We start from the raw sequence: 22,109 nt of genomic DNA, 5'->3' as shown, positions 1-22,109 counted from the left end.
TCAAGGGGCCACCGGCGCCGGGGCATAGACCCGCGGCGGCGACCGGTGTGGCAGATGGATCAGATTGAGACGATGACGGCGCGCCCACTCCACGGCCAGCCCGGTGGGCGCCGACAGAGTGATGAGGGTGGCGAGTCCGGCCCGCACCGCCTTGTGGATGAGTTCGAGGCTGCAACGGCTGGTGACCACCACGCAGCCCTCGCGCACCGGCTGGCGCTGGCGCAACAGGGCGCCGATCAGCTTGTCCAGGGCGTTGTGGCGACCGATGTCCTCGCGGCACAGGGTCAGTTCGCCCTGGCCGTCGATGAACAGCGCGGCATGCACCGCGCCGCTGCGCTGGCCCAGGTCCTGGGCGGCATCGATGCGCTGGCGTAGGTCGTGCAGGTGGGCGGCCGGTGGCAGCGGCACCTTGCGCAGGCGATCCAGCTGCGGCAGCGCCTGTTCCAGGGCCTCGACCCCGCACAGGCCGCAGCCACTGGTGCCGGCCAGCTGGCGGCGCTGCTGCTTGAGCGCCCAGAAAGTACGGCTGCTGATCTCGACGTCGACATTGAGGGCTTCGCCGACGCGCCGCACCTGGATGCCATAGATGTCGTCGATGGCATCGACGATGCCGGCGCTGAGGCTGAAACCGACCACGTAGTCTTCGACGTCGGCCGGCGTCGCCATCATCACCGCATGGCTGATGCCGTTGTAGGCGATGGCCAGCGCCACCTCCTCGGCCAGCGGCTGTTCGCCGCGCACAGCAGGCTGTTCCAGCTCGGCGAAGGCATAGCCGGCGGGGGGCGCGGCAACGAGGTCCGGCAAATCCTGGGACATGGGCGAAAACGACCTGCGGCGGTTTGACACAGATCAAAGATTAACCAGCACATCCCGGGGCGTCTAATCGCTATGACCGATGCCTTGATAAACGCTATCTATCACTCTCGGCATAGAGCGCCTTGACCGCCTGGAAACAGGCATCGGCGACCGCCAGTCGGGGTTCGGTCCGACGAATGAGCAGCCCCAGGGGCGCCAGGGTGCGGGCCGTGGCGATGGGGATCAGCCGCGCATGGGGGGTGAGCCGATCGAAACCGCCGGCCAGGGGCACCACGGCGCAGCAGAGACCGGCATTGACCGCCTGCAAGAGCAGATAGACGGCGTCGGTCTCCAGCACCGGCTGTGGCGTCAGCCCCAGGCTGCGAAAGCCATGATCCACCGACTGGCGAAAATGCATGGCGCCGGTGAGCAGGCCGAGCGGCAAGCCGGCCACCGCCTGCCAATCCAGCGCGGCCTGGTCGAAGCTGAAATGGCGCTCGTCATAGAGCAGGCCCATTCGCGTCTCGGTCAGGGTCAGGCTGTCGAAGCGCGCCGGATCGAGGTGTTCCAGGTAGGAGATGCCCAGCTCCAGGCGATTGCTGGCCACGGCTTCGAGGATGCGCTCGGTGCTGAGCACCTGCAGCTGGAAATGCAGCTTGGGGTGCAGCAGGCGCAGGTGCTGCAGCAGCGGCATGGGATCGAAGCTGGCCAGCGGCACCAGGCCGACCCTCAGGGTGCCCACCAGTTGCCCCTGGAAGGCCTGGGCCTCGGCATAGAGACCGTCATGGGCGGCCATCAGGGTGCGCGCCCAGGCGAGGATGCGCTGCCCCGCCTCGGTGAATCCCTCGAAGCGCTGCCCGCGACGCACCAGCTCCACGCCCAGCTCGTCTTCCAGGCCACGCAGGCGCATGGACAGGGTCGGCTGGGTGACGTGGCAGCGCGCCGCCGCCTGGCCGAAGTGACGCGTCTCGTCCAGGGCGATGAGAAAACGCAGTTGCTTGATATCCACTGATTACCTCCGGGCGCTCTGACCCCTCTCCCCCCGGGAGAGGGCCGGGGTGAGGGTCGCCAGGACGGTGGCAATCCTCACTGCGGCAGCAGCTCGCGATAATCCCGCACCGCCTCGAACTCCTCGCTGTCCTTGGGACCGCGCCGGCTGTCCGGCTCGTGGATCGCCAGCAGGTGGGCGACGCCATAGTCGCGGGCGCTGCGCAGGATCGGCAGGTTATCGTCGATGAACAGGGTACGCGCCGGATCGAAGGCGAAGTCGGCCTGCAGGGCGTGCCAGAACTGCTGTTCTTCCTTGGGGAAGCCGTAGTCGTGGGAGCTGATCAGCCGGTCGAAATAGGGCGCCAGCTCGATGCGCTCCAGCTTCAGCGACAGGGAATCGCGGTGGGCGTTGGTGATTAGCGCCACCCGCTTGCCGGCGCGTTGCAGGGCGGCTAGAAAGGTGTCGGCGTCCGGCCGCAGGGCGATCAGGTGGGCGATCTCCTCCTTGAGTTCGCGCATGGAAAAGCCCAGCTCGGCGCTCCAGAAGTCCAGGCAGTACCAGGTCAGCTTGCCCTGGTGACTGAGAAACAGCGGCTCCAGCTCGGCCTTGGCCAGCGCCAGGGACTGGCCGTGGCGCTCGGCATAGCGCTGCGGCAGGTACTCCAGCCAGAAATGGTTGTCGAAATGCAGATCGAGCAGGGTGCCGTCCATGTCCAGCAACACGGTATCGATACGGCTCCAGTCGAGAGGGGTCATGGTGACTCCGGATCATGTAACAGGCGGGTTATCATACCCGTCCGCCCAGCCCAGGAGCCGTCCATGCGCCAGAAACCCACTGTTCTCGCCCGACAGATCGTGGCCAAGAGCCGCCTGTTCACCGTCGAGGAGATGCAGTTGCGCTTCGCCAACGGCGAGGAACGCACCTATGAGCGCCTGGCCAACAAGGGCACCGGTCATGGCGCGGTGATGGTGGTGGCGCTGCAAAATGCCACCCACGCCCTGCTCATCGAGGAATACTGCGGCGGCGTGGAAGACTACGAGCTGTCGCTGCCCAAGGGCCTGGTGGAGCCGGGCGAGGAGATCCTCGACGCCGCCAATCGCGAACTCAAGGAAGAAGCCGGCTTTGGCGCGCGCCAACTGGAATACCTCACCGCCCTGTCGCTGAGCCCGGGCTACATGAGTCAGCGCATCCACGTGGTGCTGGCCCGCGACCTCTATCCCGAGCGCCTGCCGGGCGACGAACCCGAGCCCCTGGAAGTCAGCAGCGTCGACCTGCGCGAACTGTCGCAGCTGGTGCAGAATCCGCGCTTTTCCGAAGGCCGCGCCCTGGCCGCCCTCTACCTGGTGCGCGACCTGCTCACCCAACGCGGAGAACTGCCGGCATGATGGCGCCCGTTTCCATTACCGCTCCGCTGGTGCTCAACGTCGTCGACCTGGTGCGCCAGGCCGGCGCGGCCATCCTGCCCCATTGGCGCCAGGGCGTGGCGGTGCGGCAGAAGAGCGACGACTCGCCGGTGACCGCAGCCGACCTCGCCGCCCACCGGGTGCTGGCCGAAGGCCTGGCGCGCCTGACCCCGGACGTGCCGGTGCTGTCGGAAGAAGCCTGTGACATCCCCTTCGCGGCGCGCAGCGCCTGGGACGTCTGGTGGGTGGTCGACCCCCTGGACGGCACCAAGGAATTCATCGACGGCAGCGAGGAATTCACCGTCAACGTGGCCCTGGTCGAGCGCGGCCAGGTGATCTTTGGCGTGGTCGGCATCCCTACCCGGGACGTCTGCTTTAGCGGCGGCCGCGAACTGGGCGCCTTCCGTATCCAGGGCGAGGACGGCGTCGAGATCGGCGTGCGCACCCAACCGGAAGAAGCCTTCACCGTGGTCGCCAGTCGCCGTCACGGCAGTCCGGCCCAGCAGCGGCTGCTGGAAGAACTGGGCACCACCCTGGGCGAACCCAAGCTGGTCAGCGTCGGCAGCTCGCTCAAGTTCTGCCTCCTGGCCGAAGGCCTGGCCGACTTCTATCCCCGGCTCGCCCCCACCTCCCAGTGGGACACCGCCGCCGCCCAGGGCGTGCTGGAAGGCGCTGGCGGCGAGGTCCTGACCCTGGACGGCCAGCCCCTCACCTACGAGATGCGCGAGTCCTTTCTCAATCCGCACTTTCTCGCCCTGCCCCGCGAGGCCACCTGGCGGCAGCAGGTGCTGGAGCTGGCCGGAGACCTGGGCGACGCCTGAGGCTGCTAGGCCACTACCTTGGCCAATTCCGGCACATCGCCGGACAGGCCCAGGGCGCGGCGCACGAACAGGGCCTTGGCTTCGAAATGGCGATCGACCTGCTTGAGCGCGGCGTTGCGCAGCCAGCGCAGCGGCAGGCGGTCGTCCTGGAACAGCCGCTGGAAGCCTTCCATCGCCGCCATCATCGCCAGGTTGTGCGGCATGCGGCGGCGCTCGTAGCGCTCCAGCACCCGCTGCTCGGCGATGGATTCGCCGCGCGCCTGGGCATGGCGCAGTTCCTCGGCCAGCACCGCGGCGTCGAGAAAGCCCAGGTTGACGCCCTGCCCGGCCAGCGGGTGGATGACGTGGGCGGCATCGCCGATCAGGGCCAGACCGGGTTCCACATAGCGCTTGGCATGGCGCTGGCGCAGCGGGATGCACAGCCGTGTGTCGCTGCACTCCACCTTGCCCAGGCGCTGCTCGAAGGCCTCGCCCAGGGCCTGGCAGAAGGCCGCGTCGTCCAGGGCCATCAGCCGCTCGCCCTGCTTGGGCGTGCAGGACCAGACGATGGAGCACCAGCGGGTGTCGCCACCGCGGTCCAGCGGCAGGAAGGCCAGCGGGCCGTCGTCGGTGAATCTTTGCCAGGCGGTGCGCTGGTGCGATTCGGCGCAGCGCACACTGGTGACGATGGCATGGTGCAGATAGTCCCATTCGCGGGTTTCCAGCCCGGCCAGACGGCGCACGGCGGAGGTGGCGCCATCGGCAGCCACTACCAGGGGCGCGCGGATCTGGCGATCGCCGGCCAGTTGCACCAGCCACTGATCGCCGGAGCGGCGCAGCAATTCCAGGCGCGCCTCGGGCAGGAGCAGGACGTTGGCCTCGGCCAGGCGTTCGAGCAGGGCATCCTGCACCACGCGATTCTCGACGATGTGGCCGAGCACCTCGGCGTGCACGCTGGCGGCATCGAAATGCACGGCGCCGGTGCCGGAGCCGTCCCAGACGTGCATCGCCTGGTAGGGACTGACGCGCCGCGCGAGGATGCCGTCCCAGGCGCCGAGGCGCTGCAGGATGCGCTGGCTGGCCAGCGACAGGGCGCTGACCCGGGGTTCGAAGGGCAGGTCGCTCTCGACCGCGCCGGGGGTGAGCGGGCCGCGGTCGAGCAGCACCACCGACAGGCCGCTGTCGGCCAGGGCCAGGGCCAGGGCGCTGCCGACCATGCCGGCACCGACGATCACCAGATCCGCATGGGTCAGCATGCTCGTTTCTCCTCGCAGGTCAGGGACGGGTACCCAGGCCCATGGCCTGGCGGGCGAAGGCACTCTTGGCCGGCGGGCACAGCTCCAGGCCGACCAGGCCTAGGTTGCGCCCGGCACTGAGCCAGGGCCGGCTGTTGGAAAACAGCCGGGTGATGCGATCGGAAAAGCCGATGGTCAGCTGCTGGTCCAAACGCTGGCGCTGCAGATAGTCCTGCAGGGTGGCGAAGTCGCCAGGCGCCGCGGCGCTCTCCAGCAGGCACTCGGCCAGGCTGTCGACATCGCGCAGGGACAGGTTGAAGCCCTGGCCGGCGATGGGGTGCAGGCTGTGGGCGGCATTGCCCAGGACCACCAGGTGCGGGCGGACCTGTTCGTTGGCTTCCAGCAGGGTCAGCGGATAGGCGTGGCGGGTGCCGACCTGGGTGAAGCTGCCGAGGCGATAGCCCACCGCCTGCTGCAATTCGGCGAGAAAGACGGCAGCGGGCGCCTGTTGCAGTCGCAGGGCCTCGCCGTCCGGCTGGGTCCAGACCAGGGCGCTGCGCTGGCCCGGCAGGGGCAGCAGCGCCAGGGGGCCGTGGGGCGTGAAGCGCTCGAAGGCGCGCCCGCCATGGCCGAGATTGGTCGAGACGTTGGCGATCAGCGCGGTCTGCTCATAGACCGTCCGCCGCACCTCGATGCCGAGGGACTCGCGCAGCGCCGAGCGGCCGCCGTCGGCCAGTACCGCCAGGCCGCATTCGAGGATGTCGCCATCCTCCAGCTCCAGGCGATAGCCGTCGGCAACGGCGGTGAGCGTGCGTACCTCGGCCGGGCAGCGCCATTCCACCACCTCGCGATCCAGCGCCTGCCAGAGCACCTGGCCGATCCAGGCGTTCTCCACCACATAGCCCAGCGCTGGCAGGTTCTCGTCGCGGGCGAGCAGCTGGGTCACGCCGAAGCGGCCCTGGTCGGAGACCTGGATCTCGCGGATCGCCTCGGCATGCTCGGCCAGGGCGTCCCAGACGCCGAGGCGCTGGTAGATCAGCCGCGAGCCGTAGGAGAGCGCCGAGGAGCGGGCATCGTAGCTGGGCTGATAGGTGTCGCCGGGGGCGAAGGGCTCCACCAGCAGGATGCGCCAGCCGCGCGCCTTGGCGCCGGCCTGCAGGGCCAGGGCCAGACTGGCGCCCACCAGGCCGCCACCGATGATGGCGATATCAGGACGTTGCATGAGCGTTCTCCCGGCGGTCGCGCGCGGCCGCCATCAAGCCTTCGATCTCCGCGGCCGCCTTGGGCAGGCCGGCGGTCAGCACCTCGCAACCACTGCGCGTCACCAGCACCTCGTCTTCGATGCGGATGCCCAGGCCGCGCCATTTGCGCGGCACCTCGGCCTCCACCGGGATGTAGAGTCCGGGCTCCACGGTCAGCACCATGCCCGGCTCCAGCATCCGCCACTGATCGCCGATGCGGTATTCGCCGACGTCGTGGACATCCAGCCCCAGCCAGTGTCCGGCGCGGTGCATGTAGAACTCACGACAGGCGCCGGCCTCGATCAGCGCATCCAGTTCGCCCTGCAGCAGACCCAGGGCGAGCAGCCCCTCGGTGATCACCCTGACCGTGGCTTCGTGAGGTTCGTTCCAGTGCCGTCCGGGCGCCACGCAGGCGATGGCGGCCTGGTTGGCGGCCAGCACGATGTCGTACAGCTGCCGCTGCTCCGGCGAGAAGCGGCCATTCACCGGAAAGGTGCGGGTCACGTCGCTGGCATAGCACTCCAGCTCGCACCCGGCATCGATCAGCACCAGGTCGCCGTCGCGCAGAGGGGCATCGTTGGCCTGGTAGTGCATGACGCAGGCATTGGCCCCGGCGGCGACGATGGAGCCATAGGCCGCCAGCCGGGCACCGCCCTGGCGGAAGCAGTAGTCCAGCTCCGCCTCCAGGTGATACTCGCGCAGCCCCGGTCGGCAGGCCTGGATAGCGCGCAGGTGGGCGGCGCAGGTCAGCTCGGCGGCGGCCTTGAGCAGACGCACCTCGGCGGCCGACTTGTACAGCCGGCTGTCGTGCAACAGGGTATCCAGCGCCAGCAGCTCCCGCGGCGGCGAGGCGCCCTGGTCGGCCTTGGCGCGGATCAGTTCGATCCAGTTGAGCAGTTGCCGCTCGAATTCCGGATGGGCGCCCATGGCGTAGTAGACCCGCTCACGCCCCTCCAGCAGCCCAGGCAGGATGTCGTCCAGATCGCCGATGGGAAAGGCATCGTCGGCGCCATAGTCGGCCAGTGCCCCTTCCTGACCGGCGCGCCGGCCCTCCCAGCGCTCCAGTTCCGCGTCCCGCTCGCGACAGAACAGCAGGTATTCACCGTGGGCCCGGCCGGGAATCAGCACGGCCAGGGCCTCGGGTTCGGGAAAGCCGGTGAGGTAATGGAAGTCGCTGTCCTGGCGATAGGGTTGTTCGATATCGCGATTGCGCAGGCACACCGGAGCGGCGGGCAGCAGGGCGATGCCGCCGTGGCCGATCTCGGCCATCAGGGCGCGGCGGCGACGGGCGAATTCGGCCTTGTGGATCCGCGGCATGGCCGCTCAGTGCACCACGGGCGCGGGTTCGGGAATGGGACCGCGGCCGTATTCGCCATAGAGCAGCAGCGGCGCGACGCGCAGGTATTCGGTGACTTCCATGAAGTCGTTCTCGCCCTCTTCGCCTTCCTCGGCCGGCGCCTGGATCTGGGCGATGGCCGCCAGGTCCTCGAGCACCTCGCGCGCCTCGCCGGAGACCTCGCCGGTGCGGCCGGACAGGCCGAAGCCGGCGAGGAAGCCCTGACACCACTGGCCCAGGGCCGCGGTGCGCTCGGCGAGCGGCACCTCGTCCGGCGGCAGCATCAGCACCAGGGCCACCTGCTGACCGGCGAATTCCTGCTGCACCATGCCCAGCAGCCCCGAGAGCGCCGCCTGCAGACGCTCGCCCGGCGCGCCACCGAGCAGCTCGCTGGCCGCGGCCAGCCAGTCGTTCTCGTCGAAGCCCGCGCCCCCGCAGACCCGCCCGAGCAGGTGACCGTGGAGTTCGGCGGGCGAGACCGGCAGAGCGGCCTCGGCGAGCAGGGTGGCGAAGGCGGCGTAGGCGGATGCTGAGCTGGACATGGCGTCGAGGTGAGGCGCTGGCTAGAATGAAGCCTTATCCTACGCGCTGACCCCGCCGGCGGCCAATCTCGTTGCACCCTTCTGGAGCTGTAGCCCTCATGCGCGAGTCTCGCGACACGCCCCTCGACGCCGATCTGGAAGCCCTCGGTGACCGTGTGGAGCGCCTGCTCCTGCGTCTCGAGGAATTGCAGCGGCAGAATCGACAACTGCGCCAGGGCGAGCGCAACTGGCGCCAGGAGCGCGCCGAGTTGATCGAGAAGAACGAATTGGCCAGATCGAAGGTCGAAGCGATGATTTTACGCCTGAAAGCCTTGGAGCAGGACTCATGAGCATCGAGACCGTGACCGTCCAGATACTGGAAAAGGAATATCGCATCAGCTGCCCGGCTGACGAGCGCGCCAACCTGGAGAGCACCGCTCGCTACCTGGACGGCAAGATGCGCGAGATCCGCGGCAGCGGCAAGGTCATCGGCGCCGACCGCGTGGCCGTGATGGCCGCTCTCAACATCACCCACGAACTGCTGCACCGCCAGGACGACGTCAGCCTGGAAGTCAGCAGCACCCGCGAGCGGGTTCGCGATCTGCTGGATCGCGTCGACCGGGCGCTGATAACCGAACACGACACCACCGCCTGATCGCCGACCGGGGACAGGTGGGGGTTTGCATCCCGGCTCAGGGGCGTATACTGGAGATCACTCTCTGGTGTGTGCGCCAGTCGGTCATGTCCCCGAGCCGATAAGCAACACCCCGGGGGTTGCTCGTCAGACTGGTGTGCATGTCCGCTACGGCGGAAAGCCTAAAGGTCTACGACTTCTCCCACCTTGAACCAAGGGTTCAAGGGCTACACCGGCAGCGGCATTCCGGAGAGCTCATTTCCTTCATGACCACCCCGCCTTCCTCCGATCTCAGCAGGCCCGCGCTGCGCAAGCTCCTTCGCCAGCGACGTCGCGCCCTCACCCCTGTGCAGCAACGCCAGGCCGCCCGCCAACTCTATCGGCAGCTCGCGCAGCATCCGCTGTTTCGCCGTGCCCGGCATATCGCCTTCTACCTGCCCAGCGATGGCGAGATCGATCCGCGTCCGCTGCTCGAGGAAGCCCAGCGCCGCGGCAAGGCCACCTACCTGCCGGTGCTGTCCCGCTGGCGGCGGACGGCGATGATCTTTCAGCGCGTGGGTCGTGGCGAATCCTGGGTGCGCAATAGGTTCGGCATCGCCGAGCCGCGCCCGGATCGGCGCCTGGGTCGCCCGACCTGGGCCCTGGACCTGATTCTGATGCCACTGGTGGGTTTCGATCCCCAGGGCGGACGCCTGGGCATGGGCAAGGGCTTCTATGATCGCAACCTGGCCTATCTGGCGCGCCGGCGGCAATGGCACAGCCCGCAGCTGATCGGCTGTGCCCATGAATGTCAGAAGGTGGAGCGGCTGGCACTGGCGGCCTGGGACGTGCCCATGGCGGCCGTGGTGAGCGATGACGGCTGGTACGCTCAGCGTACGGGCGAGACTTCCCGCGCCGGCTGAGTGTCGCTGGCATAGCGGGCGTATTGCTGGCTCTGGCGCTGTTCCCAGAAGCTCTGGGTGTACCCGGTGGTGACGACACCCAGGGTAAAGATCAGGACCAGCACCCACAACAGATCAGGTTTGCGTTTCATCGAGCTGGGCCACCCCCTTGCTGGCACCTTTGGGCAGGACAGGACGTCGCCCTGTTATGCTCAGCGCGTACGATCAGACTACATCCGGAATGCGCGGCATTCTGCGACAAGCGGTCGCCCCTTGCAATCGACCAGACCCTTTCCTGGAAGCTCCCGAGCCTCCATTCGTCAGGAGACGAACCGTGGCCTGCTGGCTGTTGAAATCCGAGCCCGATGAATTCTCGCTGGCCGACCTGGAACGCCTGGGCCAGGCGCGCTGGGACGGGGTACGCAACTACCAGGCGCGCAACTTCCTGCGCGCCATGGCGCCCGACGAGCTGTTCTTCTTTCACCATTCGAGTTGCGCCGAACCCGGCATTGCCGGCATCGGCCGCATCGTCGGCGAAGCCTTCGCGGATCCCACCGCCCTGGATCCCGAAAGTCCCTATCATGCGCCCAAGGCCAGTGTCTCAGACAACCCCTGGACGGCGCGCCAAGTTGCCTTCGTCGAGGCCTTTCCGCGGGTGCTGACCCTGCCGCGCCTGCGCCAGTTGCCGGCACTCGCCGACTTCGCCCTGCTGCGCAAGGGCAACCGCCTCTCGGTGATGCCGGTCAGCGCGGCGGAATGGGCGGCGATCGTCGCCGCGGCCCGCGGCTGAGCGCTGACCTCAGGGCTGGATGATCAGGTTGTTGAACAGCAGGTCTTCCACCAGGGGCTTGCCCTCCTCCTGGGTCAGGACGCTCTGCACCTGCTTGAGGGCCTCCTGGCGCAGCTTCTCGCGGGCTTCGACACCCGCCAGGGTCTCGTCGGTCTGCTGGGCGAAGAGCATCACCAGCTGATTGCGCAGCAGCGGCTCATGGAATTCGACCTTATCCTTGGCTTCCTTGCCGGTCATCATCAGGGCGATGTCGGCCTTGTAGTACTTGAGCTTGGGACCGCTGCCATAGTTGCCGACCAGCGCCGGGGTCAGGTTGTAGAACTCGGTCTTGGGCGCCTCGCCTTCCTTCCCTTCCTTCTTCTCTTCGCCCCAGACATTCATGGCCAGGCAGAAAGACAACATAATGGCAACGACAGCTTTCACGTTGGATCCTCGCGGGTGGATGGCTGCAGCATAGCCAGCACGGCTCAAGGGGTCACCTCGAACCTGAGGGTTCCGATCACCTGGCCGACGTCCGTCACCACTTGCACCTGCCAACGGCCGGTCACGTCACCGGGGAAGTTCTGCTTGTGGGTCCAGGCGCGATAACCGGCCTCGCGACCGCCGCTGATATCCAGCGGAATCCGATCCACCTCCTGACCGGCATGGCGCCAGACGTGGTAGATGCGCTCGTTCAGACCGCGCGGCGCATTGATGGCGGTGAAGGCATAGAGCCCCTGGGCGCGCAGTTGGGCGATGCTCAGGCTTTTCACCGCATCGCCGGGCTGGCGCTTGAGGCTGTCGAAGTTGGTGCTCATGCCCATGTCGGTCAGCCACAGGGTGGCCGGCGGCACCCAGGCGCGCCCCAGCCAGCCGAAGGCGCCGATGGCCAGGCACAGCCCCAGCAGACCCAGCCAGCGCCAGCCGAGGCGTACCCGGAAGGCCACCGCCAGACTGGGAAAGGACAGCAGCACGGCGACGCCCAGGGCCAGTTCGTAGCTCTGGGTGGTGGTCAGGTGCAGGATGATCGGCAGCGCCGTGAGCAGCACCGCGAACAGCGTCAGGGTGTGGTAGCTGAGGAACACCCAGCGCCGCGGTGCCAGGGCCTTGTAGTAGAGCGGATCGATGATGGACACCAGGGCGGCCGCGCCGAGCAGCCCGGTGAACAGCGCCTGGCCGCTGTTCCAGGCCGTGGTGATGGCAAAGAACGGCAGGCAGAAGAACAGGCTTTCCTGGTGGATCAGCTGGGTGGCGTAGCGCAACAGCGGCGGCGGCAATTCCCAGCCGAAGCGGCGGCTGACCCAGCCCCGCAGCACGTTTTCCAGCATCAGCCAGACCCAGCTCGCCAGCATGACCACGGCCATCACCGGGGCGAAGCCCTTCTGTCGGTCCACCAGGAGGAAGCTGCAGATCCCCGAGATGAAGCCGGCCAGAGCGATCAGCCGTGGATAGCGTTCGAACAGGGCGGTGGCCAGGTTCAGGGCGCGGGAGGAGAGGACTTTCCAGGCAGGCATGACGACTCGCGAAAACAGCGGCAAAGACGCGCCACCCTAGGCGCGCAACCCCCGCAGATCAAGAGGGAATCCGGGCTGCCGCTGCCACAGGGCGGAAAAGCCTGGACCCGCTGTAATATCATTGTAATATTCGAAAACGAACCTGGAATGTTCGCTTTCGATTAATACCTATAACAATACCGAGGCTCCCATGCTTGGAATCTTCGCCCCCGCGGCCCACCGCGCGCCGCTGCCCGCCGATCGCATCGACCCCGTCTACCGCCGTCTCCGCTGGCAGATCTTTGCCGGGATCTTTATCGGCTATGCCGGCTACTACCTGCTCCGCAAGAACTTCTCGCTGGCCATGCCCTACCTGGTGGAGCAAGGCTACAGCCGGGGCGAACTGGGCGTGGCGCTGTCCGCGGTGGCCATCGCCTACGGCCTGTCCAAATTCCTCATGGGGCTGGTCTCGGACCGCTCCAATCCGCGCTACTTCCTGCCCTTCGGGCTGGTGATGTCGGCGCTGGTGATGCTGCTGTTCGGATTCGCGCCCTGGGCTACCTCCAGCGTCAGTATCATGTTCGTCCTGCTGTTCCTCAACGGCTGGTTCCAGGGCATGGGCTGGCCGCCCAGCGGTCGCACCATGGTGCACTGGTGGTCGCAGAAGGAGCGTGGCGGGGTGGTTTCGGTGTGGAACGTCGCCCACAACGTCGGCGGCGGCCTGATCGGTCCGCTGTTCCTGCTCGGCCTGGCCTGGTTCAACGACTGGCACGCCGCCTTCTATGTCCCGGCCGTGGTGGCCCTGGCGGTCGCGGCCTTCGCCTTCATCGCCATGAGAGACACCCCGCAATCCTGCGGCCTGCCGTCGGTGGAACACTGGAAACAGGACTTCCCCGAGGGCTACAGCGAAGGTCACGAACGTGAATTCTCCACCAAGGAGATCTTCGTCGAGTACGTGCTCAAGAACCGCCTGCTCTGGTACATCGCCTTTGCCAACGTCTTCGTCTATCTACTGCGCTATGGCGTGCTGGACTGGGCCCCCACCTACCTCAAGGAAGCCAAGCACTTCTCGGTGGACAAGACCTCCTGGGCCTACTTCTTCTACGAGTGGGCCGGCATCCCCGGCACCCTGCTCTGCGGCTGGCTCTCGGACAAGCTGTTTCGCGGCAACCGCGGCGCCACCGGCGTGGTGTTCATGCTTGGCGTGATGATCGCCACCCTGGTCTACTGGCTCAACCCGGAAGGCAACCCCGGCGTCGACCTGGCGGCCCTGGTCTGCATCGGCTTCCTGATCTATGGCCCGGTGATGCTGATCGGGCTGCAGGCGCTGGAACTGGTGCCCAAGAAGGCCGCCGGCACCGCTGCGGGCTTTACCGGACTGTTCGGCTACCTGGGTGGCTCGGTGGCGGCCAATGCCCTGGTCGGCTACACCGTGGACCACTTCGGCTGGGATGGCGGCTTCATGCTGCTGATCGGCTCCTGCGTCCTGGCCATCGTCTTCCTGGCGATGACTCTGAGACACACCGGCATGGTGGCCAAGTCGGCGCGCTGAGCCTGGAAAGGATCCCCGTAGCGTGGATGACGGCGTAGCCTCATCCACCGGGGCTCAAGGTGGAAAACGCTGTGCGGTTTTCCACCCTACGGACGTATCCATCGCGGCCATGCCAGTGCGCCGTAGCGAGCCGCATCAACCCCGCGGCGCGTAGGCGAAGACGTCGGCGCGCATCTGGTGAGCGTCCATGCCGGCGTCCACCAGGGCGTCCAGGGTGGCATAGACCATGGCCGGTGAGCCGCTGGCATAGACGTGCAGGCCGCTCAAGTCGGCGAAATCCGCCCGCACCACCTCGTGCAGCAGACCACAGCGCCCTTCCCAGCCACAGGCATCGCTCACCACGCGGTTGAGGACGAGATTGGGCAGCTCCGCCCATTGCTCCCAGGCCTCGATGGCATAGAAGTCGTCCGGCGTGCGCACGCCCCAGTAGAGGTGCACCGGATGGGCGAAGCCGCGGGTGCGGGCGTCTTCGATCAGGCTGTGCATCTGCGCCATGCCGGTCCCGGCGGCGATCAGCACCAGGGGACCATCGGGCAGCTCGGCCAGATGGGCATCCCCATAGGGCAGCTCGACCTGGGCCATGCCCTTGCCTTCCAGTTGCGCCAGCAGCGCCTGGCTGCTGGCCTCGCGCGCCAGCACGTGCAATTCCAGCTCGCGCCCCTGGTGGGGCGCCGAGGCCAGGGAAAAGGCCGACTGTTTGCCATCGTCACGACCGATCAGCAGGTACTGGCCGGCGTGATAGCGCGGCGGCCGCCCGGCCGGCGCGCGCAGCCGCACCCGGCGAACATCGCCCCCCACGTCGTCCAGCGCCACCACTTGGCAGGCCAGCGTGCGCACCGGCAACTCGCCGGGCGCCAGGACGCCGTCCCACTGCAGCAGGCAATCGCTCAGGGGCACCGCCACACAGACATAGACCTCGCCGTGATCGACGGTCTGGCCGTGCTGGCTGACCTGCCCTTCCACCAGCAGTGCGGCGCAGAGCTGGCAGTTGCCGTTGCGGCAGCTGTGCGGTCCGCTGTAGCCGAGGCGCTGCGCGGCGGCCAGGATGGCTTCGCCGGGCTGGGTTTCCAGTACCGCACCCGAGGGCTGCAGGGTGACCTTCATCGTCGTCTCCGTTAATCGATCCCGAGACTGGACCACATCTCGTCCACCCGTTTGACCACCGCTTCGTCCTTGACGATCGCCCGCCCCCACTCGCGGGTGGTTTCGCCCGGCCACTTGTGGGTGGCATCCAGGCCCATCTTCGAGCCCAGGCCGGAGATCGGCGAGGCGAAGTCCAGGTAGTCGATGGGGGTGTTGTCGATCATCACGGTGTCGCGCTTGGGATCCATGCGCGTGGTGACTGCCCAGATGACGTCGTTCCAGTCACGGGCATTGATGTCGTCGTCGGTGACGATCACGAACTTGGTGTACATGAACTGCCGCAGGAACGACCAGACGCCCAGCATTACACGCTTGGCGTGGCCGGGGTACTGCTTCTTGATGGTCACCACCGCCATACGGTACGAGCAGCCTTCCGGCGGCAGATAGAAGTCGACGATCTCCGGAAACTGCTTTTGCAGGATGGGCACGAAGACTTCGTTGAGCGCCACGCCCAGGATGGCCGGCTCGTCCGGCGGACGCCCGGTGTAGGTGCTGTGATAGATGGGATCGCGACGCCGGGTGATGCGCTCCACGGTAAAGACCGGGAAGGTATCGACCTCGTTGTAGTAGCCGGTGTGATCGCCATAGGGCCCTTCCGGGGCGGTCTCGCCCGGATGGATGACGCCTTCCAGCACGATCTCGGCGCTGGCCGGCACCTGCAGGTCGTTGCCCACGCACTTGACCAGTTCGCTGCGACTGCCGCGCAAGAGGCCGGCGAAGGCGTATTCGGACAGGGTATCGGGCACCGGCGTGACCGCGCCGAGGATGGTGGCCGGATCGGCGCCCAGGGCCACGGCCACCGGATAGGGCTGACCGGGATGCTTCTGGCACCACTCGCGGAAGTCCAGGGCGCCGCCCCGATGGCTCAGCCAGCGCATGATCAGCTTGTTGCGGCCGATGACCTGCTGGCGATAGATGCCGAGGTTCTGACGCTCCTTGTTGGGGCCGCGGGTGACCGTCAGGCCCCAGGTGATCAGCGGCGCCACGTCGCCCGGCCAGCAGTGCTGGATCGGCAATTTGCCCAGATCGACCGCCTCGCCCTCCTCGATCACCTCCTGGCAGGGGGCGTCCTTGAGGACCTTGGGCGCCATGCTGATGACCTTCTTGTAGATCGGCAGCTTCGACCAGGCGTCCTTGAGGCCCTTGGGCGGCTCGGGCTCCTTGAGGAAGGCCAGCAGCTTGCCGATCTCGCGCAGGGCGCCGACGTCCTCGGCACCCATGCCCAGGGCTACGCGCTGGGGCGTGCCGAACAGGTTGCCCAGCACGGGCATGGAGAAGCCCACGGGATTCTCGAACAGCAGCGCCGGGCCTTGCTTGCGCAGGGTCCGGTCGCAGATTTCGGTCATCTCGAGGATCGGCGAGACCGGGGCGGTCACGCGCTTCAGTTCACCACGCTGCTCCAGGCTGCGGATGAAGTCACGCAGATCTCGGTATTGCATGCGGCCTCTTGGCGCTGGGGAAAGTCTGGCAGTCTACCGCCTGAGTCGCGCATCGAGAAAGCACTGGCCCAGAAACGCCAAAGGCCGGGATTTCCCGGCCTTTGCATGCGACTGCGCCTTACTTGCTGCGCTTCATCGAATCGAAGAACTCGTTGTTGGTCTTGGTCTGACGCAACTTGTCGAGGAGGAATTCGATGCCGGCGATCTCGTCCATCGGATGCAGGATCTTGCGCAGGATCCACATGCGGGACAGCTCTTCCTCGTCGGTGAGCAGCTCTTCGCGGCGGGTGCCGGACTTGTTGATGTTGATGGCCGGGAAGACGCGCTTCTCGGCGATGCGCCGCTCCAGGGGCAGCTCCATGTTGCCGGTGCCCTTGAATTCCTCGTAGATCACCTCGTCCATCTTCGAGCCGGTTTCCACCAGCGCGGTGGCGATGATGGTCAGGCTGCCGCCTTCCTCGATGTTACGGGCGGCACCGAAGAAGCGCTTGGGCTTCTCCAGGGCGTGGGCATCGACACCACCGGTGAGCACCTTGCCGGAACTGGGGATCACGGTGTTGTAGGCACGCGCCAGACGGGTGATGGAGTCCAGCAGGATGACGACGTCCTTCTTGTGCTCGACCAGGCGCTTGGCCTTCTCGATCACCATGTCGGCGACCTGCACGTGGCGGGTCGGCGGCTCGTCGAAGGTGGAGGCCACCACTTCGCCGCGTACGGTACGCTGCATCTCGGTCACTTCCTCGGGACGCTCGTCGATGAGCAGCACAATGAGGTAGCACTCGGGATTGTTGCGGGTGATATTGGCCGCGATGTTCTGCAGCATGATGGTCTTGCCGGCCTTGGGCGGCGCGACGATCAGACCGCGCTGACCCTTGCCGATGGGGGCGCAGAGGTCGATGACCCGACCGGTGAGGTCTTCGGTGGAGCCGTTGCCGGCTTCCATGGTCAGGCGCTTGTTGGGGAACAGGGGCGTGAGGTTCTCGAACAGCACCTTGTTCTTGGCGTTTTCCGGACGGTCGAAGTTGATGGTGTCGACCTTTAGCAGCGCGAAGTAGCGCTCGCCCTCTTTCGGCGGACGAATCTTGCCGATGATGGTGTCGCCGGTGCGCAGGTTGAAGCGGCGGATCTGGCTGGGAGAGACATAGATGTCGTCGGGACCGGCCAGGTAGGAGGAGTCGGCGCTACGCAGGAAGCCGAAGCCGTCCTGCAGGATCTCCAGCACGCCATCCCCGGAAATCTCGTCGCCACCCTTGGCGTGCTTCTTGAGCAGCGCAAAGATGATGTCCTGCTTGCGGGACCGGGCCATGTTTTCCAAGCCCGCGGCATCCGCCATTTCCAACAGTTCCGTGATGGGCTTTTGCTTGAGTTCGGTCAGATTCATAGACGTATGTTGACGTGAGAAGAGGCGAAGGAGGGATTCGAGCTGAGCGGCCGGATGCGAGATTAGCTTCGCGGGATGCGTTCTGAAGAGGAGAACTGACGGCTACAGCAGATGAGAAGACGGCCCGCTGATGGGGTCGTGGGCTGGAATCTAGCACCTGCACCTGTGCTCGTCCAGCCGTCCAGGCATAAAAAAGCCCCGCATGGCGGGGCTTTCGACTGGCTGACTCAGACGTTGGCGTCGAGGAAGGCGGCCAGTTGCGACTTGGACAGGGCGCCGACCTTGGTGGCCTCGACCGCGCCGTTCTTGAACAGCATCAGGGTCGGGATGCCACGCACGCCGTACTTCGGCGGGGTGTCCTGGTTTTCGTCGATGTTCAGCTTGCAGACCTTGAGCTTGCCTTGGTAGTCCTTGGCGATCTCGTCCAGAACCGGGGCAATCATCTTGCAGGGACCGCACCATTCGGCCCAGTAGTCGACCAGCACGGGGCTGTCGGACTTCAGCACGTCCTGCTCGAAGCTGGCGTCGCTGACGTTGGTGATGTATTCGCTCATTGACTCTCTCCGAATTCGGGTGCGACTTGAAGTACGGCCATGATAGCCCTGCTGCCGTCACTTCGAAAGCATTCGAACATTGATGGTGGCTATGACCGGCATTGATGTTAGACCGCAGGTACCGGGAAAGGGGTTCCGCTGCGCAGCGCCGCATTGCGGATATGTTCGCGCATGGCCTTTTGCGCGGCCGCGGGCGAGCGGCGGCTCAGCGCCCTGAGGATCCGCCGGTGTTCCTGCCAGGTTTCCAAGGCCCGCTCGGGGCGCACGAAGGGCAGTTTCTGGCTTTCGTGGAAACGCTCGGGGCTGCTGGTGATCACCGCGAGCATGGCCGGATTGTCCGCGGCCAGCAGCAGTTGGCGATGGAAATCGAAATCCAGCACGGCGGCCTCTTCCAGCTCGTTGGCCCGCAGCGCCCGGTGCAGGGCGGCGAGATTGACCTCCAGGCGATCCAGGTCGGCGGGGCCCAGGGTGACGGCGGCGAGGCCAGCCGCGAAGCCCTCCAGGGCGAATCTCAACTGGAAGACATGGGCGGCGGCGACCTCGCCGGCGAAGGGCCAGTGCCCATCCGGCGCGCCCGTCGCCTCCTGCACATAGACCCCGCGCCCAGGCTGGACGCTGACCAGGCCCAGGGCACTGAGGGTGGACAGCGCCTCGCGCAGGGAGGCGCGACTCACCCCCAGCCGCTCGGCCAGCTCGCGCTGCGCGGGCAGGGCCGCGCCGGGGGCATAGCCTTCGGTCTCGATCAGCCGGCGAATGGCGTCGACGGCATATTGGGGTACGGCACGGGTGGCAGCGAGGGGCATGGCGTGGTCAGGCCAGTCAGTCCGGAAGCTTGCCTTTTATGCCCAATTTCCAGCGACTTCAAGTGCAGCCCCAAGGCAGAGCACGCCGCCATAGCCGCGCACCAAAGCGGCTCACGGCAAGCGGAAGTTCAGGGTGCTGAGCGGGACAACTGTTCAGACCAGTAAGACCAATCCTCAGGCCAGACGGCCCTTGCACCCGTCTGGCAGGGGACTGGCACATGAAATGCACTGGGCAGAGCCATCCCTTCCTGCTTTCGGAGTCTCGTCATGCTCAAGCGCTGGACCGCCCTCTCCCTGCTCGCCCTGGGCCTGACCGCCCTGCACACCTCCGCCCAAGCCGATCAGCTGGCCGACATCCAGCAGCGCGGCGTGCTCAAGGTCGCCGTGCCGCAGGACTTCCCGCCCTTCGGCTCGATCGGCCCGGATCTCAAGCCGCGCGGCCTGGACATCGACACCGCGCAACTGATGGCGGACAAGCTGAACGTGAAGCTGGAAGTCACCCCGGTCAACAGCACCAACCGCATTCCCTTCCTGACCACCGGCAAGGTCGACCTGGTCATCTCCAGCCTGGGCAAGAATCCCGACCGCGAAAAGGTCATCGACTTCAGCAAGCCCTATGCGCCCTTCTATCTCGGCGTCTTCGGTCCCAAGGATGCCGCCATCAGCACGCCCGAGCAGCTGGCCGGCAAGGTGATCTCGGTGACCCGCGGCTCCATCGAAGACCTGGCGCTCACCGACGTGGCGCCGAAGGACAGCGTGATCAAGCGCTTCGAAGACAACAACTCCACCATCGCCGCCTACCTGGCCGGGCAGTCCGAGCTGATCGCCAGCGGCAGCGTGGTGATGAAGGTGATCGGTGCGCGCAATCCGGCCAAGGAGCCGGTGCTCAAGGTCAAGCTCAAGGATTCGCCGGTGTACGTGGGCATCAACAAGAACGAGCCGGCGCTCAAGGCCAAGGTCGACGCCATTCTCGACGCGGCCCGCGCCGACGGCACTCTGAGTAAGAACTCCGAAAAATGGCTGGGCGATCCCCTGCCGGCCACTCTCTGAGGATCGACGCGCCATGGCGTATCAGTTCGACTTCCAGCCTGTGCTCGCGCAGAGCGACCTGCTGCTCAAGGGAGCGCTCTACACCCTTGAGCTGACGGTGATCGGTGGCTTCTTCGGCATCCTCATCGGCATCGTCGGCGCCACCTGCCGCGCCTGGCGCCTGAAACCCTTCGCCCAGGCCTTCGGGGTCTATGTCGAACTGATCCGCAACACGCCCTTCCTGATCCAGCTATTCTTCATCTTCTTCGGCCTGCCCTCCATCGGGGTGCGGATCGAAGCCGGCCAGGCGGCGGTGCTGGCCATGGTCATCAACCTCGGTGCCTACTCCACCGAGATCATCCGCGCCGGCATCCAGGCGATCCCGCGCGGCCAGCTGGAAGCGGCGGCGGCCCTGGCCATGACCCGCTTCGAAACCCTGCGCTACGTGATCCTGCGCCCGGCGCTGGCCAAGGTCTGGCCGGCGCTGTCGAGCCAGGTGGTGATCGTGATGCTGGGCTCGGCGGTCTGCTCGCAGATCTCCACCGAAGAGCTGACCTTTGCCGCCAACTTCATCCAGTCGCGCAATTTCCGCGCCTTCGAAACCTATCTGCTGACCACCCTCATCTATCTGCTCATGGCCATCGGCGTGCGCCAGGCGCTGCACTGGCTGGGCGTCTTTTTCATCGTCAGGAGGCGCTGATGGACTTCACTCTCGCCGACATCCTGCGCAGCCTGGCCAGCGGTCTCGGCCTGACGCTGCTGCTGTCGCTGGCGGCCTTCCTCTTCGGCGGCCTGGCCAGCGTGCTGGTGCTGCTGGCACGCAACTCGACGCTCCGGCCGCTCCGCCTGCTGGCGCGCGGCTACATCGAGCTGTTCCAGGGCACCCCGCTGCTGATGCAGCTGTTCCTGACCTTCTTCGGCCTGTCGCTGCTGGGCCTGGAAGTCCCCGCCTGGCTGGCCGCCGGCCTGGCCCTGATGCTGTTCACCAGCGCCTATCTCGCCGAGATCTGGCGGGGCTGCGTCGACGCCATTCCCCATGGCCAGTGGGAAGCCTCGGAAAGCCTGGCGCTGACCCGCTTCGAGCAGTTGCGCCACGTGATCCTGCCCCAGGCACTGCGCATCGCCGTGGCGCCCACCGTGGGCTTCTCGGTGCAGGTGGTCAAGGGCACCGCGGTGACCTCCATCATCGGCTTCACCGAACTGACCAAGATCGGCGGCATGCTCGCCAATGCGACCTTCCAGCCCTTCACCGTCTACGGCCTCGCGGCCCTGGGCTATTTCATCCTCTGTTATCCGCTGTCGCTGGCCGCCCGCTGGCTGGAAAGGAGACTGCATGCCGCTGCTTAGAGTGACCGCCCTGCACAAACACTATGGCAACCACCATGTGCTCAAGGGCATCGACCTGACCGTCGAGGAAGGCCAGGTGGTGGCCATCATCGGCAAGAGCGGCTCGGGCAAGAGCACCCTGCTGCGCACCCTGAACGGCCTGGAATCCATCAACGACGGCGTCATCGAGGTGGATGGCGAATACCTGGACGCGGCCCGGGTCAATCTGAGGTCGCTGCGGCAGAAGGTCGGCATGGTTTTCCAGCAATTCAACCTCTTCCCGCACCTGACCGTGGGCGAGAACGTGATGCTGGCGCCCCAGGTGGTCAAGAAGACCAGCAAGGACGAAGCCCGCGCCCTGGCGCGGCAGATGCTCGAACGGGTCGGCCTGGCGGAGAAATTCGACAGCTATCCGGATCGCCTCTCCGGCGGCCAGCAGCAGCGGGTGGCGATCGCCCGCGCCCTGGCCATGTCGCCCAAGGTGTTGCTCTGCGACGAGATCACCTCGGCGCTGGACCCGGAACTGGTCAACGAGGTGCTGATGGTGGTCAAGCAACTGGCCCGCGAGGGGATGACGCTGATCATGGTCACCCACGAGATGAGATTCGCCCGCGAGGTCGGCGACAAGCTGGTGTTCATGCACCAGGGCAAGGTGCACGAAAGCGGTCATCCCCAGGAGCTGTTCGCCCATCCGCAGACGCCGGAACTGGCCCAGTTCATCGGTCAGGTGGCCTCCTGAGGCGGAAAAACCCTATTTTTCCTGCCACTTTGCGCAACCGTAAC

General features: G+C 66.5%; 26 protein-coding genes and 1 other RNA gene. 12 read left to right on the top strand and 15 right to left on the bottom strand.

Annotation, left to right across the window (positions count from 1 at the left end; all coding sequences use genetic code 11):
• From fdhD to yrfG, 3 genes are all read right to left on the bottom strand, one after another.
• On the bottom strand, nt 1–816 hold the full coding sequence (fdhD, locus tag ACZ5R1_RS01655; protein WP_288404040.1) for a formate dehydrogenase accessory sulfurtransferase FdhD: 816 nt from the start codon (nt 814–816) through the stop codon (nt 1–3).
• 94 nt (nt 817–910) lie between these two features.
• A complete protein-coding gene (locus ACZ5R1_RS01650) occupies nt 911–1,804 on the bottom strand; it encodes a LysR family transcriptional regulator (protein WP_007161326.1) in 894 nt (297 codons plus the stop codon).
• A gap of 77 nt (nt 1,805–1,881) precedes the next feature.
• On the bottom strand, nt 1,882–2,541 hold the full coding sequence (gene yrfG / locus ACZ5R1_RS01645; RefSeq protein WP_007161327.1) for a GMP/IMP nucleotidase: 660 nt from the start codon (nt 2,539–2,541) through the stop codon (nt 1,882–1,884).
• A gap of 63 nt (nt 2,542–2,604) precedes the next feature.
• On the opposite strand from yrfG, the gene nudE reads away from it, so the two are divergent.
• Together nudE and cysQ are read left to right on the top strand one after the other, a co-directional pair.
• A complete protein-coding gene (gene nudE, locus ACZ5R1_RS01640; protein WP_007161328.1) occupies nt 2,605–3,171 on the top strand; it encodes an ADP compounds hydrolase NudE in 567 nt (188 codons plus the stop codon).
• Nucleotides 3,168–4,010, top strand: coding sequence for a 3'(2'),5'-bisphosphate nucleotidase CysQ (cysQ, locus tag ACZ5R1_RS01635; RefSeq protein WP_145249151.1), 843 nt, complete (start codon nt 3,168–3,170; stop codon nt 4,008–4,010). Before nudE ends, cysQ begins: the two co-directional genes overlap by 4 nt.
• A gap of 5 nt (nt 4,011–4,015) precedes the next feature.
• Here the strand turns inward: cysQ and ACZ5R1_RS01630 are convergent, their stop codons facing one another.
• From ACZ5R1_RS01630 to ACZ5R1_RS01615, 4 genes are read right to left on the bottom strand one after another with little or no spacing between them, the layout of a single operon-like run.
• Nucleotides 4,016–5,245 (bottom strand): 2-octaprenyl-3-methyl-6-methoxy-1,4-benzoquinol hydroxylase, encoded by a 1,230-nt coding sequence (locus ACZ5R1_RS01630; RefSeq protein ID WP_027598198.1) that lies wholly within the window; start codon nt 5,243–5,245, stop codon nt 4,016–4,018.
• 19 nt (nt 5,246–5,264) lie between these two features.
• Entirely contained in the window at nt 5,265–6,446 is a 1,182-nt protein-coding gene (gene ubiH, locus ACZ5R1_RS01625) for a 2-octaprenyl-6-methoxyphenyl hydroxylase (RefSeq protein ID WP_058791228.1), read from the bottom strand.
• Nucleotides 6,433–7,782, bottom strand: a complete 1,350-nt coding sequence (gene pepP / locus ACZ5R1_RS01620; RefSeq protein ID WP_288471568.1) for a Xaa-Pro aminopeptidase — start codon at nt 7,780–7,782, stop codon at nt 6,433–6,435. Before pepP ends, ubiH begins: the two co-directional genes overlap by 14 nt.
• Nucleotides 7,783–7,788: 6 nt before the next feature.
• Nucleotides 7,789–8,343 (bottom strand): UPF0149 family protein, encoded by a 555-nt coding sequence (locus ACZ5R1_RS01615; RefSeq protein WP_144945809.1) that lies wholly within the window; start codon nt 8,341–8,343, stop codon nt 7,789–7,791.
• Between the two features lie 98 nt (nt 8,344–8,441).
• Here ACZ5R1_RS01615 and ACZ5R1_RS01610 point away from each other — a divergent pair, with 98 nt between their 5' ends.
• The 4 genes from ACZ5R1_RS01610 (at nt 8,442) to ACZ5R1_RS01595 (ending at nt 9,858) form a co-directional block, all read left to right on the top strand.
• Nucleotides 8,442–8,672 carry a TIGR02449 family protein gene (locus ACZ5R1_RS01610; RefSeq protein ID WP_007161334.1) on the top strand — a complete coding sequence of 77 codons (231 nt, stop codon included), beginning with the start codon at nt 8,442–8,444 and terminating at the stop codon, nt 8,670–8,672.
• Nucleotides 8,669–8,977: a cell division protein ZapA gene (locus ACZ5R1_RS01605; protein WP_007161335.1), complete on the top strand. Its 309-nt coding sequence runs from the start codon at nt 8,669–8,671 to the stop codon at nt 8,975–8,977. The genes ACZ5R1_RS01610 and ACZ5R1_RS01605 overlap by 4 nt, the downstream gene beginning before the upstream one ends.
• Before the next feature lie 58 nt (nt 8,978–9,035).
• Nucleotides 9,036–9,213: non-coding RNA, 6S RNA (gene ssrS / locus ACZ5R1_RS01600), on the top strand.
• A gap of 9 nt (nt 9,214–9,222) precedes the next feature.
• On the top strand, nt 9,223–9,858 hold the full coding sequence (locus ACZ5R1_RS01595; RefSeq protein ID WP_288404052.1) for a 5-formyltetrahydrofolate cyclo-ligase: 636 nt from the start codon (nt 9,223–9,225) through the stop codon (nt 9,856–9,858).
• Here the strand turns inward: ACZ5R1_RS01595 and ACZ5R1_RS01590 are convergent.
• A complete protein-coding gene (locus ACZ5R1_RS01590; RefSeq protein ID WP_169742417.1) occupies nt 9,825–9,989 on the bottom strand; it encodes a hypothetical protein in 165 nt (54 codons plus the stop codon). The genes ACZ5R1_RS01595 and ACZ5R1_RS01590 overlap by 34 nt on opposite strands.
• Before the next feature lie 182 nt (nt 9,990–10,171).
• Between ACZ5R1_RS01590 and ACZ5R1_RS01585 the strand changes: the two genes are divergently transcribed.
• The gene (locus ACZ5R1_RS01585) at nt 10,172–10,627 is read left to right on the top strand and encodes an EVE domain-containing protein (protein ID WP_077171340.1); all 456 of its coding nucleotides are present in this window, start codon (nt 10,172–10,174) and stop codon (nt 10,625–10,627) included.
• Between the two features lie 9 nt (nt 10,628–10,636).
• Here ACZ5R1_RS01585 and ACZ5R1_RS01580 read toward each other — a convergent pair whose 3' ends face one another.
• A complete protein-coding gene (locus tag ACZ5R1_RS01580; protein ID WP_027600325.1) occupies nt 10,637–11,050 on the bottom strand; it encodes a flagellar basal body-associated protein FliL in 414 nt (137 codons plus the stop codon).
• Between the two features lie 44 nt (nt 11,051–11,094).
• Nucleotides 11,095–12,120, bottom strand: a complete 1,026-nt coding sequence (locus tag ACZ5R1_RS01575) for a DUF5924 family protein (RefSeq protein WP_027598191.1) — start codon at nt 12,118–12,120, stop codon at nt 11,095–11,097.
• Nucleotides 12,121–12,310: 190 nt separating this feature from the next.
• Between ACZ5R1_RS01575 and glpT the strand changes: the two genes are divergently transcribed.
• Entirely contained in the window at nt 12,311–13,651 is a 1,341-nt protein-coding gene (glpT, locus tag ACZ5R1_RS01570) for a glycerol-3-phosphate transporter (protein ID WP_150340073.1), read from the top strand.
• 135 nt (nt 13,652–13,786) lie between these two features.
• Here the strand turns inward: glpT and ACZ5R1_RS01565 are convergent, their stop codons facing one another.
• From ACZ5R1_RS01565 to ACZ5R1_RS01545, 5 genes are all read right to left on the bottom strand, one after another.
• On the bottom strand, nt 13,787–14,755 hold the full coding sequence (locus ACZ5R1_RS01565; protein WP_027598189.1) for a CDP-6-deoxy-delta-3,4-glucoseen reductase: 969 nt from the start codon (nt 14,753–14,755) through the stop codon (nt 13,787–13,789).
• Between the two features lie 11 nt (nt 14,756–14,766).
• Complete coding sequence (gene ubiD / locus ACZ5R1_RS01560; RefSeq protein WP_074583511.1) at nt 14,767–16,233, bottom strand: 4-hydroxy-3-polyprenylbenzoate decarboxylase; 1,467 nt, start codon at nt 16,231–16,233, stop codon at nt 14,767–14,769.
• A 118-nt stretch (nt 16,234–16,351) separates the two neighbouring features.
• A complete protein-coding gene (rho, locus tag ACZ5R1_RS01555; RefSeq protein WP_007161344.1) occupies nt 16,352–17,614 on the bottom strand; it encodes a transcription termination factor Rho in 1,263 nt (420 codons plus the stop codon).
• Between the two features lie 227 nt (nt 17,615–17,841).
• Nucleotides 17,842–18,168, bottom strand: coding sequence for a thioredoxin TrxA (trxA, locus tag ACZ5R1_RS01550; RefSeq protein ID WP_017639417.1), 327 nt, complete (start codon nt 18,166–18,168; stop codon nt 17,842–17,844).
• Between the two features lie 107 nt (nt 18,169–18,275).
• Complete coding sequence (locus ACZ5R1_RS01545; protein ID WP_027598188.1) at nt 18,276–18,971, bottom strand: FadR/GntR family transcriptional regulator; 696 nt, start codon at nt 18,969–18,971, stop codon at nt 18,276–18,278.
• 267 nt (nt 18,972–19,238) lie between these two features.
• Here ACZ5R1_RS01545 and ACZ5R1_RS01540 point away from each other — a divergent pair, with 267 nt between their 5' ends.
• Genes ACZ5R1_RS01540 through ACZ5R1_RS01525 form a run of 4 tightly spaced genes read left to right on the top strand, consistent with a single transcriptional unit; the run spans nt 19,239 to nt 22,065 of the window.
• Nucleotides 19,239–20,021 (top strand): transporter substrate-binding domain-containing protein, encoded by a 783-nt coding sequence (locus ACZ5R1_RS01540; RefSeq protein ID WP_027600330.1) that lies wholly within the window; start codon nt 19,239–19,241, stop codon nt 20,019–20,021.
• A 13-nt stretch (nt 20,022–20,034) separates the two neighbouring features.
• A complete protein-coding gene (locus tag ACZ5R1_RS01535) occupies nt 20,035–20,700 on the top strand; it encodes an amino acid ABC transporter permease (protein WP_027598186.1) in 666 nt (221 codons plus the stop codon).
• On the top strand, nt 20,697–21,347 hold the full coding sequence (locus tag ACZ5R1_RS01530; protein ID WP_288404141.1) for an amino acid ABC transporter permease: 651 nt from the start codon (nt 20,697–20,699) through the stop codon (nt 21,345–21,347). The genes ACZ5R1_RS01535 and ACZ5R1_RS01530 overlap by 4 nt, the downstream gene beginning before the upstream one ends.
• Nucleotides 21,334–22,065: an amino acid ABC transporter ATP-binding protein gene (locus ACZ5R1_RS01525; RefSeq protein WP_027598184.1), complete on the top strand. Its 732-nt coding sequence runs from the start codon at nt 21,334–21,336 to the stop codon at nt 22,063–22,065. Before ACZ5R1_RS01530 ends, ACZ5R1_RS01525 begins: the two co-directional genes overlap by 14 nt.
• The last annotated feature ends 44 nt before the right edge of the window (nt 22,066–22,109 follow it).

It is taken from the genome of Pseudomonas sp. Pso3 (genome assembly GCF_055393275.1).
This window is presented reverse-complemented; position numbering and strand designations above follow the sequence as displayed.